Below are 14,873 nucleotides of genomic sequence, written 5' to 3' on the forward strand. Positions count from 1 at the left end.
TGGAGAAAGCTTATTATAGATGACGATATTATTTGCATGGCGATATTTTGTAGGAAAAAAAACTACGAATGCTATAAACCTGATTGCATGGATAAGCATTCTTGCAATTGCAGTTGGCGCTGCAGCTCTTATTTTGGTTCTAAGTGTGTTCAATGGTTTTGAAGACCTGGTGAAAGGGCTTTACGCTGATTTTTATACAGATATTAGAATAGCGCCAGCTAAAGGTAAATTTATCACCCTTACACCTCAGCAGTTGCAGCAAATAAAAGGAACGGCGGGAGTAAAGCAGATATGTACTATTACAGAAGAAAAAGCAGTTTTAGTTAACAATGAGTATCAAAGTATAATTTACCTTAAGGGGGTCGACTCGCAGTATACAAACGTAAGTGGTTTAGCCAGCCACATCAAAAATGGAAAATATGATGTTGGTAGTGCCGATAAACCTGCACTTGTATTGGGTGGAGGTATTGAAAATGCTGTAGGATCTATGGCTGGAATGAATCTAAATCAACTAACGGTTTATCTGCCAAATGTAAAAGCTACAAATTTTTCGGGGTTGGATGCCCTTAATTCTTACAATGTTGATGTTACGGGCAGCTTCAATTTGCAGCAAGACTTCGATAACAAGTACGCCATAACCAATATTGGTTTTTTAAAGTTTATGCTTGATCTGGATCCGGATCAATACAGCGCCGTTGAGGTAGCATTAAACAACACCGAACAAACTGAACAAGTAAAAAATACTTTTCAAAAGCTGTTAGGTAAAAATTTCAAAGTAGAAACGAGGTATCAACAAAATCAAAGTCTTTACACGGTAATGCAGGTAGAAAAATGGGTCATCTATGCTATTTTATCACTCATACTTGTGGTAGCTGCGTTTAATATGATTGGTGCGCTTACTATGCTAGTGTTGGAGAAACAAAAAGACATTGCTGTTTTAAAATCAATGGGAGCAGATGAAAGTTACATACAACGAATTTTTCTTAATGAAGGTTTTGTGTTATCAGTTGTCGGTGGTGGCTCTGGAATTCTGATAGCAGTCCTTATATGTATGCTTCAAATCAAGTTTAAGCTTGTTAAACTATCAGGAAGCAGTTTTATAATAGACTACTACCCTGTAAAGATGGTTGCTACAGACTTTCTAGCGGTGATTGCAACAGTTATGTTTATTTCATTGCTTGCAGCCTGGATACCATCGAAAAAAGCAAGTAAGCAGCATTTTTCTTTAAAAAGTTGATTTCTATGTGACAATAATATTTGCTGGTAAAATTCGTTCAGTAACAAAATCTACCAGTAAAAGAAGCGATTTTAAATTATGTTGTAGCTAAAGCAGCTAAAACTATTAGCGGGTGTCTTAAAACAAAATTTAGGATACATGGCTAAGAAATTTTAATGCCGCTAATAATAACAAAATTTTACTATAAGCGTTAAATACATTTAATTTGCTACCCTGATTTCAGGGTAGTTCAGTAATCTAAAACGGCTAATTGAATGCAACAAATTATACTCGGATCAATAATAGCTTTTATAATTACTTTACTAATCATACCCGTAATTATAGTAATTGCCAAAAAGAAGAAGCTTTACGATGAACCCGATGATAAGCGTAAATTTCACAAGCAGCCAATACCTTCGCTCGGCGGTCTGGGCATGTTTATAGGGTTCATTTTAAGTATACTCCTTACTCTAAACTTTGCCACTGAAGCCCCCGAATTTCAGTTTTATATTGCCGCTTTCCTTCTTATTTTCTTTCTTGGTATTAAAGATGATATCATGATGCTTTCAGCAAGCAAAAAGTTTTTAGGTCAACTGCTTGTTGCTGGGATTTTAATTTACAAATCAAACCTTGTTATTACCAACATGAATGGCCTGTTTGGTGTTTACGAGCTAAATGCTTTTTGCAGTTACTCGCTCACCATTTTTGCCATTGTCGTAATAATAAATGCCTTTAATTTAATTGATGGTGTTGATGGTCTTGCTGGTGGCCTGGGACTTATCTCATCGTTAGTGTTTGCCATTTTTTTTCTTATAAATCAAAATATCCCTTATGCGGTTCTAGGGTTTAGTTTTGCCGGATGCCTTCTCGCTTTCTTATATTATAACTTTTACCCTGCCCGAATTTTTATGGGCGATACAGGGTCTCTGTTAGTTGGCCTTGTAAATAGTATACTGGTCATTAAGTTTATACAAGAGGGGAGCACTTATACTTCTTACCCGGTTACTGCTGCTCCCGCCGTTGGTTTTGGCATCTTGCTATTGCCACTGATGGATACTTTACGTGTATTTACCATAAGAGTTGTGCAAGGTCGCTCTCCGTTTAGCCCCGACAGAAATCATATACATCATCTGTTTTTAAGCAGAGGGTTTAATCACAAAAGCGTAACACTTATTTGTGCCCTTACAACAATTTTAGCCTCCATCGCATCTTTTGCCTTTCAGGGAATTGGTACAAGCCTTTTAATCGTAGCATTAATAATCTCTTTTTTTGCCATAGTTTATGTGCTTACCTACCAAAAGTCAAAATATAAACTACGGGCAATAAAAGGGGAAGTAAAGTCTCTTTTAACAGAAGACAGTGTGCGACTTGTTCCACTGTTTGATAAAAAGGCAGCAGTTGTGGAGGAAGACTAGTTGTACTACCTAGAAGTCCTAATTGCGGTACTGTAGTATCTCCTTGAATTTGGCTTACAGCTTATAATAGTAACAACAGTATTTCCGGGTAAGGCTAAAGCAATTCATCTGCTTTTAAATGTAAGTTTGTGTTGCCCGAACAGCTTCTTTTAAATCATCATTTGTTGCGTCGCACTTTTTTGTCTTCAACTCTTTCTGTGGCTTTTCTTAATTTTTGAACTAGAAGAGGGCTACTACACTCCTTTGTTTCTCCTCCTGCAATCGTTTTATACTTTAATAAATTCACTAATTTATCTCACCCCGATTTATAGTATTAAGGTAATCGTTAGTTTTGCCTTTGAAAATCTGTTACAATGTCAGAAGAACTGGAATTTATAATTGAAGATGCAGAAGATTCAATGAAGAAAGCAATTGGGTTTTTGGAAGTTGAACTTGGGAAGATCAGGGCAGGAAAAGCAAATCCGCAAATGGTCGACGGTATTATGGTTGATTACTATGGTGCACCTACCCCTATAAACCAGGTGGCAAATATTAATATTATGGATGCCCGTACTATTAGCATTCAGCCCTGGGAGAAAAAAACACTTCAAACTATTGAACGAGCAATTATAGCAGCTAACATTGGAATTAATCCGCAAAACGACGGCGTTAATATCCGCCTTTTTTTACCGCCTTTAACCGAAGAAAGAAGAAAAGAGCTGGTTAAAAAATCAGCAGCCGAGGCAGAGCATTCAAAAGTGGCTATCAGAAACATCAGACGTGATGCAATTGAAGAAATTAAGAGACTACAGAAAGAAGGTCTAAGCGAGGATATTGCCAAGGATTCTGAAAAAGAAGTACAGGATATAACAGACAAATACATTTTGTTGGTAGAAAAACACCTTGCGGCTAAAGAAAGAGATGTAATGTCTATTTAATTTCAAATAACTACTATTAAAAATCCCAGTTCAAAGAACCGGGATTTTTTGTTTAAAAGTATCTAACCAGTTAGTGTAATACCATCGCTTCAGCAAATTTTCTTTTAAATAACTAATCCACATGTGGATTTCCTGTTTATTCTTCGAAGCTTATACAGTGAATCTTAAAGATACATTTGTAGATAGTAAAGAATTTACTGCAACTTTTTAAATAACCTAAATGACAGCCACCGAGACCTACCAGATAAAACTCCCTCAGTTTGAAGGTCCATTCGATTTGTTGCTGTTTTTCATTGAAAGGGATGAGCTTGATATTTATAACATCCCCATCAACCGGATTACTAAAGACTTTCTAAATTATATTCATTCGCAAGAAGCATTGAACATAGAGCTAAGCAGTGAATTTATCCTATTTATTTCTACATTGATGAGGATAAAAGCAAAGCTGTTGTTGCCAAGGAAAGAAGTTGACCAACAAGGAAATGAAATTGACCCAAGGCAAGAACTGATTGACAAAATTCTTGAATATAAAAGGTTTAAACAAGCTGCGTCAGAAATAGCAGAGATGGAAGCTGTGCGACTATTAATGCTTAAAAGAGGAAACCTGCAAAAGGAAATGGCTGTAATAGGAGAGCAGGCGGGAGAAGGAACGGAAATTCAGAACATTACTTTGTTTAAACTAATGAAGGCTTTTGAAAAAGTAATGCAAAAGGTACATGACCGGCAAAACAAACCTGTTCATACGGTAGTAGCTTACAACTATACTATGGAAGAAACGCGCGAGTTTATGCTGAAGCTTACCAGCAGGGAAAAAACTGTTTCTTTTGAAAAAGTGTTCGAAAAATGCAGAGACCGTATTCAGGCTATTTTCTTTTTCTTATCGATGCTTGAACTTATTCAACTCGATTACATGAGTATTATAGTAGGCGAGGGAAGAAATAATTTTATAGTTGAGTGGAATGATAACAGGACAGAAACAGACACTTTTGGAACGCCTGCTGGTTTCGATGCGAGTTTGAATTAAAAATATGGCGGACTGCTTAAGATAGGTACAAACGATGAAGAGTGCGACGCAAGTAAAGCCCGATAGAATTACATAGTGCCGGGAACATAAATTTTTTAAGCCCTGGTACATAAAACGAGCTGCTCAAAAGGCAGCTCGTTTTGTGTCATTTGTATTACTGTACGTTTATCCTCCAATAAATGTAGAGACTGTAATTTTATCTTTAACCATAGCTCTCACCGTTTCTGCAATTCCCTGTGCATCATACCCACACTCGCGATGCAGCTCTTTGGGTGTACCGTGTTCTACAATTCTATCAGGTATTCCAAGCATTTTCACGTCAGCTTTATATTCATTAGCCACCATAAATTCGAGTATAGCACTTCCAAAACCTCCCACAATAGTTCCATCTTCTACAGTAACCACTTTATCAAACTTTGTAAACACTTCGTGTAATAGTTCTTCGTCTAAAGGTTTTACAAAACGAATATCAAAATGGGCAGGGTTCAGTCCCTGTGTTTTCAATTCGCGGATAGCTGTAGTGGCAAAATTACCAGGGTGGCCAAAGGTGAGAATAGCGACATCTTCACCGTCTTTAATTTTACGTCCTTTACCGATTTTAATTTCTTCAAAAGGAGTTTGCCAATTCGTCATTACACCTTCGCCACGTGGATAACGAATAACAAATGGCGCGTCGGTAGTTTCGAGTTGTGCGGTAAACATTAAATTGCGCAACTCCGATTCGTTCATCGGGGCACTAATTACCATGTTAGGGATACAACGGAAGTAGGCTATATCATAAGCGCCATGATGCGTTGGACCATCTTCGCCAACCAGGCCTGCCCTATCGAGACAAAGTACAACCGGCAGTTTTTGAATCGCTACATCATGTACAACCTGGTCGAATGCCCTTTGCATAAATGAGGAGTAAATATTGCAATACACCCTTAAACCTTGTGTAGCCAAACCTGCACTTAAAGTAACCGCATGTTGTTCGCAAATGCCCACATCAAAAGATCGATGAGGCATTTTATCCATCATAAATTTTAGCGAGGAGCCACTGGGCATTGCCGGCGTTACACCCATTATTTTATCATTCTTTTCTGCCAACTCTATAATGCTGTGTCCAAATACATCCTGGTATTTTGGAGGTTGAGGCACTGCAAATTTCTTTTTTACAATTTCACCGGTTATTTTATCAAATAATCCGGGTGCATGCCATTTTGTTTGGTCTTTTTCTGCAAGAGAATATCCTTTTCCTTTTACCGTTACGATGTGCAGAATTTTAGGACCGGGAATTCCGCGGAGATCCTTTAATGTATCGACAAGCTTAGAAATATTATGACCGTCAATTGGTCCAAAGTATCTCAATTTTAAAGCCTCAAATAAATTTGCACTACTGCTCACCATTCCTTTTAGGCTTTCAGCAACTTTATGCGCCATTGAGCGCGTGAAACCTTTACCTACGGGCAACTTCCCTAAAGCTTTCCATACATCATCTTTGAATTTGTTGTAAGTAGGAGATAGCGAGATATCTGTAAGATACTCTTTCAGAGCACCAACATTAGGGTCGATACTCATACAGTTGTCATTTAAAATAATAAGGAGATCGCTATCGGCCACACCCGCATGGTTCATTGCTTCGAAAGCCATTCCTGCCGTCATTGCCCCGTCGCCTATTACCGCTACAGATTTACGGTCAGTTTCGCCTTTATATTTCGCTGCCATTGCCATTCCCAAAGCAGCTGAGATAGAGGTGGAAGAATGCCCCACCCCAAACGTATCATATTCACTCTCGCCTCTTTTCGGAAAACCACTTAAACCATGGTATTTGCGATTGGTATAAAAATTATCGCGTCGGCCTGTAAGAATTTTATGTCCGTAGGCCTGGTGGCCCACATCCCATACAAGTTGATCATAGGGAGTGTTGTATATGTAGTGAAGTGCAACGGAAAGCTCAACTACGCCAAGGCTTGCAGCGAAGTGACCTCCATGAACGCTTACAACATCAATAATGTATTGCCTCAGTTCATCGCATACTTTATGTAGTTGTTCACGACTCAGCTTTTTAAGGTCCGCGGGACTATCTATCCCCTTCAACAAATGCCCCGGCGTAATTTCCATCCTTTCCAATTTTTGTAAAATTAAGGTATAATTCCAACCACTCTGTTTCAATAACGCTTACATAACGAATTTCGTTAATTGAAAGTTTAAAACAAGTCTTAAAATATTATTCCACCAGTTAACCCTCTTATTCACCTTTAGTCAAAAGAACTGGGTATTCACACTTATTATTTTTATTTTTGGTAACGTATGAATAGAAGTCTATCGAAATACTGGCTTTGCCAGATAGGAGGCTGGAGCACTTACATAATCGTTTTCACTTTTTTTTATTTAACCCTAAGGACAAAGGAAGATCCAAATTTTTTTAAAGTTCTTTTTTTAGATGCCTTTCTCGGAATTGGTATCACACATCTGATGCGCTCGTTCATACAACGAGTTGGTCTTCTGAAGCTGCGATTAGATAACCAAATCACCTACATGATTTTAACTACTGTAGGCTTTTCGTTTTTCCTGACTTTTGCGAGCATTTATCTTGAAGATACATTTAACCTTACCAATGAAACTTTTCGACAGCATACGCTCGTATATCAAACTATTAAAGCATCCTTTTCCAGTTTCATCTTCTTAATCATCTGGAACCTTATTTATTTTACTTACCACTACGTAATTAAAAGCCAGCAAGAGCAGCTAGACAAAGTAAAGTTGCAAAGCCTGGTAAAAGAATTAGAGCTTAAAACAATCAAAGCCCATATAAACCCTCATTTTATTTTCAATGCCCTAAACAGTATTCGTGCGCTTGTTGACGAAAACCCTCAAAGAGCAAGGCAGGCAATTACAGAGTTAAGCAATCTGTTGAGAAGCAGCATGCAGGCTGAAAAAGTTGAGACAACACCTCTTTCAAAAGAGCTCAATATTGTTCGAGATTATCTTGCACTGGAGCATATAAGATTCGAAGATCGGCTTAACATAGAATATGACATTGACGAAGACACGCTTGGCCAGCCGGTGCCGCCAATGATGCTGCAAACTTTAGTGGAGAATGCAATTAAGCACGGAATTAGTAAAAAAATGGAGGGTGGAATTATTAAGATTATTTCTGATTTTAAAGACAATTATCACGAATTGACTGTAACTAATACGGGGCACCTAAACGGAGATTTTAACCCTGATGGTTTTGGATTGTCTAGTACGCAAAGCCGGCTGATGTTATTATACGGAGATAAGGCGCATTTCGAAATTAAAAACAAAAGCGAAAATATGGTAGAAGCAACGGTTAAGATGCCGGTTGCTTAACATCGACTTTTTTGTCAATTGTGTTTCAGGGTTACGTTCGGAGATGAAGCTTTTGTTGCGTCGCACTCTTGTACAGTTATAATTCTATTCGGCCTTTTGAACTAAAACTAACAATAAGGTAAACTTAAAAACCAGGAACTATGTCTGTGAGAACAATTATCATTGATGACGAAAGGTTAGCGCGAAATGAATTGAAAAAATTATTGCAGGATTTTGGAGAAATTGAAATAATCGACGAAGCATCTAATGTGCAGGAAGGCCTGGAAAAAATAGAGCAGCACAACCCCGACCTTATATTTCTAGATATTCAAATGCCGGGCAAAACAGGGTTCGATCTACTGGAAGAATTGGAGCGGGCTCCCAAAGTTATTTTTACCACAGCTTACGACGAATTTGCCCTAAAAGCATTTGAAGTAAATGCGCTCGATTACCTTTTAAAACCCATTGAACCAAAGCGCTTGTCAGATGCTATTCAGAAAGTAAAACAGGAGGAAAGCCATAGTTCTGCTCATTCTAGTGGAAGTAGCAATGGGACAGTTGCAAGAGAAGGGTTGTTAACCGAGGAAGACCAGGTGTTTGTAAAAGACGGCGAGCGCTGCTGGTTTGTAAAGCTCAATGAAATCCGCTTGTTTGAGAGCGTAGGTAACTATGCAAAAGTTTTTTTTGGACCAAATAAGCCCCTTATTTTAAAATCACTTAACTCATTAGAGGACAGGCTCGACGATAAGGTTTTCTTTAGGGCAAACCGCAAGCACATTATTAATATGAGGTGGATAGAAAAAATAGAACCTTATTTTAATGGAGGCTTATTACTTGAATTAAAAGGCGGCGAAAAAATAGAAGTTAGCCGTAGGCAAACTGTTAAGTTTAAGGAGATGATGAGCCTATAAGTTACTTTTGAAAAATGAAGAAATTTAGCCTGGTTTTGTTATTTGTTGCACTAGCTCTGTTTACAAATGCTCAGTCTATCAGTAAAATAATAAATGCTTCTGACGTAAAAAGAATAGAAAGTATTTTATCGTCAGACAGCATGCAAGGTAGAAAAGCCTTTACTGCAGGATCGGAAAAGGCTGCGGTATTTATTGGCAATGAGTTTAAAAAGATTGGCTTGGGTACTTTAAACGGCCTCTCCGGTTATAGTCAGGCTTTTACTATGGTAAGTCCCAAGCTTATCAATATTTCAGCTACTATCGACAGTTCTGTTATAGACGCAAAAAATGTAATACCATTTACCACTGCTGCTAGTTTACATATCACTGATAAGTCGGGATTTAGAAAAACAGTTCTTAAAGCCGGAGCGCAGTTCAGAAAGGAAATTGGAGCGTATTTAAAATTTAAGGAGAACCTTATTGTTTTTGTTGACACCTCTTTCGCTCAAAACTTCACTCGTTTAAATAGAATGCGGCAGCAGCTTTTTAAATCTGAAAAAAGTGTTGTGTTCGTACTTGGAACCTTTGCAGCTGACAGGTATGATATAAACATAACGCAGGAATTAACAGAGCAACAAGGTTCGAATGTCGTAGCTGTTATACCAGGTAAAAGCAAGAAAGATGAAATAGTGGTTTTTTCGGGGCATTACGATCATCTTGGTATTGGAAAGGTAAATAACAATGATTCCATTTATAATGGCGCAAATGATGACGCGTCCGGAATTACAGCCGTAATTGAAATGGCCAAATACTATAAAGCTGCTAATAAAAACGAACGAACACTTGTATTTGCTGCCTTTACCGCTGAAGAAATCGGCGGATATGGATCGCAGTATTTTTCTAAACAATTAGATCCGGACAAAGTAGTGGCCATGTTCAATATAGAAATGATTGGAACTGAAAGCAAGTGGGGTAAAAATTCGGCTTATATAACAGGATTCGAAAAAACAGACCTGGGTAAAATTCTACAGAAAAATTTGCAGGGAAGCAGTTTTAGTTTTTACCCCGATCCATACACCGATCAGAATTTATTCTACCGGTCAGACAACGCTACCCTGGCTTTATTAGGTGTGCCGGCGCATACCATTTCAACTTCGAAAATGGATAGCGAGGCAAACTACCATAAATTAAGCGATGAGGTAAATACTTTAGACTTAAATAACATGACTGAAGTTATTAAGTCTGTAATTATTAGTGCTAAAAGCATCGTTAATGGAAAGGATACACCTTCCAGGGTAAAAGCAGATGAGTTGACGAGATAGTGGAGTAGGCGGATATTTATTGTTGCAAAAAGGTTTACAGTAAAAGAGTGCGACGCAACAGTGTTGCCTCGAAATTTTTTGCTGGTACCAAAAACCTAAGCAGTAATGGCCAGACTGTGAACTGCAGTAGCCATTTCCTTTATAAGAGCGGGATCTTTTTCTATAGCATTCCCGATAACAATTACATCAGCTCCTGCCTTGCAGTTACGGTAAGCCTTCTCAGGATCCGTAATGCCACCGCCAACAATAAGTGGGATTTCAATATTTGCCGACACCATTGCTATCATACTTTCTGTAATCGCTCGTTTTGCTCCGGAACCTGCATCCATATAAATCAGCTTCATACCAAGCATTTCGCTGGCCATAGCCGTACATAAAGCAATTTCATTTTTATCGGATGGAATGGGTGTGGCGTTTGAAATATAAGAAACCGTGGTAGGTGCACCGCCATCAATAACCATATAACCGGTTGGCATAATCTCGAGACCGCTCTTTTTAACAAAGGGGGCACTTACTACGTGTTGCCCTATCAACAATTCTGCATTACGTCCGGAAACAAGGGAGAGATATAATAAAGCGTCGGCGTATTTACTTATTTGGGCCGGGCTACCTGGAAAAAGCACGATGGGAATATTGCAGGTAGACTTTATCTGCTGAATACACTCGTCGAGGTAACTTGATATAATTAAACTGCCGCCAACAAAAAAATAGTCAACCTTAGAGTCGGTTGCAAGTGTAACTAGCTGCTCTATTCTATCGCCATCAACCTTATCAGGATCAATTAACACCGCAAGTGACTTTTGGCCTTGCTGTTTATTTTTTAAAAAATGCTGGTAAAGCTTATTCTTCATGCAACTGGTATCGAGTTCCTGCAAAAATGCTGAAAAAATTTTATTTAATCACTTTTGATTTCAATAATACGCCCTCTGAAATGCTGAAACCTTAATTTGAAATAGTTGCGTGTAAGAATAAAAATGTTGTGCCATTGGTGCGCATTGTGGTCGATAAGCAATACAGTTTTATCTAAATGAATTATATGTGGTGTTGCCGCTCTTAGTAATACCCGCTAAATGAGATGGTGCTGATGCAGATAAAGTAGCAAAAACAGGGGTGGTTTTTTTAAAAGTTTTCAACACTTATGTGAACATTCTCTGAGAGTCAATACAGCGTTGAGGTGCGTTAATATGCACAATAATTATCCACATGAGGGGGATATTAAAGACTCCTTTTTATGAAAAAAGCCTGATAATTTCGTTTGCCCTACAATTTCCAGGGGCATTTCCAGATCTACTCACATCTCATAATAAATTTCGCCAATGGCCGCCACACAAACCATCAAGGGACTACAGTTCCAACGCCGCTTTACTAAAGAAGGTGTATCTCCATTCGATATGTTTACCTACGACTATCGAACAAGCATTATCCGCAATCCAAATGGAGAAGTTGTCTTTGAAATGAAAAATTGCGAGGTTCCTGCGCAATGGAGCCAAATCGCAACTGATATTATTGCACAGAAGTATTTCAGAAAAGCAGGGGTTCCTCAACCAGATGGAACGTTGGGCAGAGAAACTTCTGCAAAGCAGGTAGCACACCGTATGGCTAATTGCTGGAAAGTTTGGGGCGAGCGGTACAATTACTTCGATAGTACTAAAGATGCACAGGTTTTTTATGAGGAGTTAGTGTATAGCATTTTGAATCAGGCATGCGTACCAAACAGTCCGCAGTGGTTTAATACAGGTCTTTATGAAAGTTATGGAATTACGGGAAAGCCTCAAGGGCATTATTATGTAGATCAAAATGATGGACAGCTTAAGAAATCGACGTCCGCGTATGAGAGGCCCCAGCCGCATGCATGTTTTATATTGAGTGTAGAAGATGATTTGGTAAGTGACGGTGGTATTATGGATTTGTGGGTACGTGAAGCTAGAATTTTTAAATATGGTTCAGGTGTAGGAACAAATTTCTCAAATATTCGTGGTGAAGGTGAAAAGTTAAGTGGTGGTGGTACATCAAGCGGCTTAATGAGTTTTTTGAAAATAGGCGACCGATCTGCAGGTGCAATTAAAAGTGGGGGTACAACCCGTCGTGCTGCGAAAATGGTTTGTCTCGATTTGGATCATCCTGAAATTGTTGATTTTATAGATTGGAAAGTTGAAGAAGAAAAGAAAGTGGGTGCTTTGATAGCGGCGGGTTATGCAAGTGATTACGAGGGCGAAGCTTACCGTACAGTATCTGGTCAAAACTCTAATAACTCTGTTCGTATTCCAAACGAGTTTTTTGAGAAACTGGAAAAAGGTGAAGACTGGCACCTAAAAGGCAGAATTGACGGCCGCACAATGAAAACCATTCCTGCAAAGGAATTGTGGAATAAGATTGCGTATGCAGCATGGAGCTGCGCTGATCCGGGAGCACAATACAACACGACGATCAACGAATGGCATACTTGTCCGAAAGGTGGCGAGATCAGGGCTTCCAATCCTTGCTCTGAGTATATGTTCCTTGATAACACCGCATGTAACCTTGCTTCTGTTAACCTGAGACAATTTCATAATAATGATACCAACATTTTTGACGTAGAAGGTTTTGAGTTTACCTGCCGCTTGTGGACTGTGGTATTGGAGATATCGGTTTTAATGGCACAATTTCCAAGTAAAGAGGTAGCGCAACTTTCTTACGAATACAGAACGCTGGGTCTTGGCTTTGCTAACCTTGGAAGTATGCTAATGGTAAGCGGAATTGCTTATGACAGTGAAGAAGCTCGCGGTATTGCCGGTGCAGTTTCAGCGATTATGACTGGTGTTGCTTATCGTACCAGTGCAGAGATCGCAAAGTACCAGGGAGCATTTGTTAAATACGAAGAAAATAAAGAAGATATGCTTCGTGTAATGCATAACCACCGTGTGGCGGCCTATGATGCTGACAGCTACGAGAAGTTGAGTATTAAACCACAAGGCATAAAAGCAAGATATTGTCCCGATTATATGCTTTCTGCTGCCTGTAAGGCCTGGGATGAAGCGGTGGAAATGGGAGAAAAGTATGGTTACCGCAATGCACAAACAACCGTAATTGCTCCAACAGGAACTATTGGACTTGTAATGGATTGTGACACCACAGGTGTTGAACCTGACTTTGCGCTGGTGAAGTTTAAGAAACTTAGCGGCGGCGGTTATTTCAAGATCATCAACCAGTCTGTTCCACAAGCATTAAAAAACCTGAAGTACTCAGAAAAAGAGGCTGATGCGATTATTAAGTATGCTGTAGGAACAGCCTCTTTTGAAGGCGCTCCTTTCGTCAATGCTCAATCCTTAAGCGAAAAAGGGTTTATTGCTGAAGAAATTAAAAAACTGGGTGATGCCCTAAAATCAGCTTTTGAAATCGGCTTTGTTTTCAACCGCTTTACCTTGGGAGAAGCTTGCCTCGAAAGACTAGGGTTTAAGGCAGAAGAATATATGGACTGGAACTTCAACTTGCTTGAAGCATTAGGATTTACAGATGAGCAAATAGATGCTGCAAACGATTATATCTGCGGAACAATGACCGTTGAAGGTGCACCATATTTGAAACCAGAGCATCTTTCAGTTTTTGATTGTGCCAATAAATGTGGTAAAAAAGGCGAACGTTATATTCATGCACATGGTCATATCCGTATGATGGGTGCAACTCAGCCTTTCATTAGCGGCGCTATCTCTAAAACGATTAACCTTCCACACGAAGCTGCTGTTGATGAGATCGCTGATTGCTATATGCTTAGCTGGCAGCTGGGTTTAAAGGCCAATGCATTGTACCGCGACGGTTCTAAAATGTCTCAACCTCTGAGCAACAAAAGCGATAAGAAAAAGAAAGCTTCAGATACAAAAGAAGAAGTTGCAGAGGCTGTAACCAGTGAGTTGCAACCAGAGTCAAATATTGTTGATTTGAGTAAGTTAACTGTTGAAGAGTTATTAGAAGAAGTTACCAAGCGCATGCATGCTTCTACCGATACCCAACTGAAGCGCAAGCTTAGCGATATTGTGCAACGCAAATCATTACCAGGCAAACGCCGTGGCTTTACCCAAAAAGCAAAAATTGGAGGACAGGTCATATTCTTACGTACCGGCGAGTATAACGACAATACGTTGGGGGAGATTTTTATTGATCTTGCAAAAGAAGGTTCTACACTTCGCAGCCTAATGAACTGTTTTGCAATAGCAGTTTCCGTCGGCTTGCAATATGGTGTTCCGTTAGAAGAGTTTGTTGAGAAGTTTGTGTTTACCAAGTTCGAGCCTGCCGGTATGGTAGATCATCCAAATATTAAGACGACTACTTCGATCGTAGACTTTATTTTCCGTTGTCTTGCTTACGAATACATGGGTCGCACCGACCTGGTACATGTACTGGACAAGCCGGAGTTAAGCAACCTGGGCGACGATGTAGATGTAAAGCAGGAATTAAGCAGTGTCAGGGTTACGCCTTCTGCCCCTGTTAATGGTTCTCAAGGTACGCCTGCACAAAAACAGCAGAAATTAGTTGCCACAAAAGTTGGTGCTGGTTTGGATGCAGTAAATGCTGCCGCTAAAACTATGCAAAGCGATGCCCCAAGTTGTAGTACCTGCGGTCATATCACCATCCGGAGTGGTACGTGTTACAAATGCATGAATTGTGGTACCAGCATGGGCTGTAGCTAAAATAAATGTAAAAAGAGGAACTGTAAAAAGTTCCTCTTTTTTTTTAATAAGAACTAAAAATGTGTCTAAAATAATTAAAGGCTATCTGGACCAGAGATAGCCTTTAATTA

The 14,873-nt window shown here is 39.2% G+C and carries 10 protein-coding genes; 8 read left to right on the forward strand and 2 right to left on the reverse strand.

Annotation, left to right across the window (positions count from 1 at the left end):
- Window positions 1-19 precede the first annotated feature (19 nt).
- From JWR87_RS13780 to JWR87_RS13795, 4 genes are all read left to right on the forward strand, one after another.
- The gene (locus tag JWR87_RS13780) at window positions 20-1,237 is read left to right on the forward strand and encodes an FtsX-like permease family protein (protein ID WP_297821055.1); all 1,218 of its coding nucleotides are present in this window, start codon (window positions 20-22) and stop codon (window positions 1,235-1,237) included.
- Between the two features lie 254 nt (window positions 1,238-1,491).
- A complete protein-coding gene (locus JWR87_RS13785; RefSeq protein ID WP_297821057.1) occupies window positions 1,492-2,631 on the forward strand; it encodes an MraY family glycosyltransferase in 1,140 nt (379 codons plus the stop codon).
- A gap of 353 nt (window positions 2,632-2,984) precedes the next feature.
- Window positions 2,985-3,548: a ribosome recycling factor gene (frr, locus tag JWR87_RS13790; protein WP_297821059.1), complete on the forward strand. Its 564-nt coding sequence runs from the start codon at window positions 2,985-2,987 to the stop codon at window positions 3,546-3,548.
- Window positions 3,549-3,768: 220 nt separating this feature from the next.
- Complete coding sequence (locus tag JWR87_RS13795; RefSeq protein WP_297821061.1) at window positions 3,769-4,572, forward strand: segregation/condensation protein A; 804 nt, start codon at window positions 3,769-3,771, stop codon at window positions 4,570-4,572.
- 165 nt (window positions 4,573-4,737) lie between these two features.
- Here the strand turns inward: JWR87_RS13795 and dxs are convergent, their stop codons facing one another.
- The gene (gene dxs, locus JWR87_RS13800; protein ID WP_297821063.1) at window positions 4,738-6,675 is read right to left on the reverse strand and encodes a 1-deoxy-D-xylulose-5-phosphate synthase; all 1,938 of its coding nucleotides are present in this window, start codon (window positions 6,673-6,675) and stop codon (window positions 4,738-4,740) included.
- 189 nt (window positions 6,676-6,864) lie between these two features.
- On the opposite strand from dxs, the gene JWR87_RS13805 reads away from it, so the two are divergent.
- From JWR87_RS13805 to JWR87_RS13815, 3 genes are all read left to right on the forward strand, one after another.
- Window positions 6,865-7,908, forward strand: a complete 1,044-nt coding sequence (locus JWR87_RS13805) for a histidine kinase (protein ID WP_297821065.1) — start codon at window positions 6,865-6,867, stop codon at window positions 7,906-7,908.
- Between the two features lie 140 nt (window positions 7,909-8,048).
- The gene (locus tag JWR87_RS13810) at window positions 8,049-8,798 is read left to right on the forward strand and encodes a response regulator (RefSeq protein ID WP_297821066.1); all 750 of its coding nucleotides are present in this window, start codon (window positions 8,049-8,051) and stop codon (window positions 8,796-8,798) included.
- A 14-nt stretch (window positions 8,799-8,812) separates the two neighbouring features.
- Window positions 8,813-10,099: a M20/M25/M40 family metallo-hydrolase gene (locus tag JWR87_RS13815; protein WP_297821068.1), complete on the forward strand. Its 1,287-nt coding sequence runs from the start codon at window positions 8,813-8,815 to the stop codon at window positions 10,097-10,099.
- A 95-nt stretch (window positions 10,100-10,194) separates the two neighbouring features.
- On the opposite strand, the gene JWR87_RS13820 is transcribed toward JWR87_RS13815, so the two are convergent.
- Window positions 10,195-10,950: a geranylgeranylglyceryl/heptaprenylglyceryl phosphate synthase gene (locus tag JWR87_RS13820; protein ID WP_297821070.1), complete on the reverse strand. Its 756-nt coding sequence runs from the start codon at window positions 10,948-10,950 to the stop codon at window positions 10,195-10,197.
- Window positions 10,951-11,415: 465 nt separating this feature from the next.
- Between JWR87_RS13820 and JWR87_RS13825 the strand changes: the two genes are divergently transcribed.
- Entirely contained in the window at window positions 11,416-14,763 is a 3,348-nt protein-coding gene (locus JWR87_RS13825) for a vitamin B12-dependent ribonucleotide reductase (protein ID WP_297821072.1), read from the forward strand.
- Window positions 14,764-14,873: the final 110 nt, after the last annotated feature.

Origin of the sequence: Segetibacter sp., assembly GCF_025963695.1 — a bacterium.
Classification (GTDB): Bacteria; Bacteroidota; Bacteroidia; order Chitinophagales; family Chitinophagaceae; genus Segetibacter.

Coding starts and splice junctions, on each gene's coding strand:
- JWR87_RS13805 (WP_297821065.1), top strand. CDS start 6,865: ATGAATAGAAGTCTATCGAAATACTGGCTTTGCCAGATAGGAGGCTGG.
- JWR87_RS13815 (WP_297821068.1), top strand. CDS start 8,813: ATGAAGAAATTTAGCCTGGTTTTGTTATTTGTTGCACTAGCTCTGTTT.
- dxs (WP_297821063.1), bottom strand. CDS start 6,675: ATGGAAATTACGCCGGGGCATTTGTTGAAGGGGATAGATAGTCCCGCG.
- JWR87_RS13795 (WP_297821061.1), top strand. CDS start 3,769: ATGACAGCCACCGAGACCTACCAGATAAAACTCCCTCAGTTTGAAGGT.
- JWR87_RS13825 (WP_297821072.1), top strand. CDS start 11,416: ATGGCCGCCACACAAACCATCAAGGGACTACAGTTCCAACGCCGCTTT.
- JWR87_RS13810 (WP_297821066.1), top strand. CDS start 8,049: ATGTCTGTGAGAACAATTATCATTGATGACGAAAGGTTAGCGCGAAAT.
- JWR87_RS13780 (WP_297821055.1), top strand. CDS start 20: ATGACGATATTATTTGCATGGCGATATTTTGTAGGAAAAAAAACTACG.
- frr (WP_297821059.1), top strand. CDS start 2,985: ATGTCAGAAGAACTGGAATTTATAATTGAAGATGCAGAAGATTCAATG.
- JWR87_RS13820 (WP_297821070.1), bottom strand. CDS start 10,950: ATGAAGAATAAGCTTTACCAGCATTTTTTAAAAAATAAACAGCAAGGC.
- JWR87_RS13785 (WP_297821057.1), top strand. CDS start 1,492: ATGCAACAAATTATACTCGGATCAATAATAGCTTTTATAATTACTTTA.